Genomic DNA, 1,636 nt, shown 5'->3' with positions numbered 1-1,636 from the left:
TTTTTACATATTTTTATTTATTTTTTATTTTATTTTTTCGCCAAATTATATCATTTATACACAATTTTTACAATTAAAATTACAAAATGAATTTTCAAAAAAAATCACAGCTAAATTACTAACTGTGATTATAATAAAATATTTCAAATCATCCTATACTTTACTATCCTATTTTCACACCCCATCACATAAATTTCATTCTCAATTACACAAATTTTTACAATTCTTTCCTTTAATACTTTTTCCTGTTTTAAAATATTGAACTTACCATCTGTAATTACCAATTCTCCATTTTCCAAGCCAATAAAGTACTTTCCTTCAAATTCTTCAATATATGTTATTTTTCTGTCAGAAATTTTTATCGAATTATAAAGTTCCTGATCCAAAATATTCCATATTTCAATTTCTCCATCTTCTGTTCCTGCAAAGTATTGGAGTCCAACTATTTTTGAATAAGTGTGATTTGTTTCAGTTTTTACTTCAAATATTTTTTTTAATTTATTTTCAAAAATACTTATAATGTTTATATGTTTGTAATCTTCCCTAAATTTGATTATAACATTTTCTCCACTTGTGAATATTTTATAACTCCCATTTTTTTTACATTTTGAAAGTTTTGTAGAAATTAGCTCTTTTGTATCGACATCATAAGAAAAAAGAGCATTTTCTTTAATATAGACAATTCTTCCACTTGTTATAAAGTTCATAACTTGGATTATATCCCCCATATCAAATACAAGTTCTACTATTCTCTTTTTATTTCCATCACATTTATATACTTTTCCATTTGGAGTAGAAACAAAAAATATACTAGAAACAAATAATTGATTTTTTTCCTTTATATATTTTATAATTTCACAATTTTTTACTTTTCCTCCACTTTCCTTTTCAAATTTTCCCTTATTAAAGTATATTAATTTTTCTCCTGTCGTTATAATCCGCTTATTTATAGGTTCAATACCAAAATCATTTATTCTGGTTTTATAGTTTATATCTTCTTCTAAAATTAATTCCATTTTTCCCCTTAAATTAGTATACTATATCTTCTGTCGGAAGATATCCGCTATCTTTCAAAGTTTTTAACATTTTTTCACTTGTTTTTGAAAAAATTTCATTGTTATAATAAGTTTTCCAATCTCCATCAACTTTATCTGTATCCAAAATATACTTAAATAGCATAAAAGTGTCCTTTTTTCTTGCATCATAAGCATATAATCTAAAAGTATAGTATCTTGGTTTATCTTTTGTATCTTTTTTTGGAAGATTTGTAGGTATGAGTTTAGCAATATCGTTCTCAAAATCAACTAATATTCTAAAAATATTTTCATAAGTAAGCTCTTTTCTTTCACGTATATTATAAACCAGTCCAACTTCAAGATTCCCTATTCCAACGTAATATGTCATAAAATCACGTTCAACATCACAATAAACATTTCCTTTTAATCTAGAACGGCTTATTAATTCAATTTCCTTAGATACATATATATTAGGATTTTTTATCCATTTACAAGTATTTATATTTGAAAATGAAATTCCTGATACCAATAAAACAAGTATTATTATTAATTTTTTCACTTTTTCCTCCTAAAATTTACAATTATCATATTAAATATTTTATAAATTATTCATTATAATT

2 protein-coding genes are annotated in these 1,636 nt (G+C 23.5%); both read right to left on the bottom strand.

Translation table 11 applies throughout. The features are described from left to right. Nucleotides 1-143: 143 nt before the first annotated feature. Nucleotides 144-1,016 (bottom strand): hypothetical protein, encoded by an 873-nt coding sequence (locus Q0370_RS05660; RefSeq protein ID WP_299573214.1) that lies wholly within the window; start codon nt 1,014-1,016, stop codon nt 144-146. A gap of 13 nt (nt 1,017-1,029) precedes the next feature. Beyond that, nucleotides 1,030-1,575 (bottom strand): hypothetical protein, encoded by a 546-nt coding sequence (locus tag Q0370_RS05655; protein WP_299573212.1) that lies wholly within the window; start codon nt 1,573-1,575, stop codon nt 1,030-1,032. Nucleotides 1,576-1,636: the final 61 nt, after the last annotated feature.

This window comes from uncultured Leptotrichia sp. (assembly GCF_938036635.1).
Lineage (GTDB): Bacteria > Fusobacteriota > Fusobacteriia > Fusobacteriales > Leptotrichiaceae > Leptotrichia > Leptotrichia hongkongensis.
Note: the sequence above shows the minus strand (reverse complement) of the source record. Positions and strands in the feature narration are given on the sequence as shown.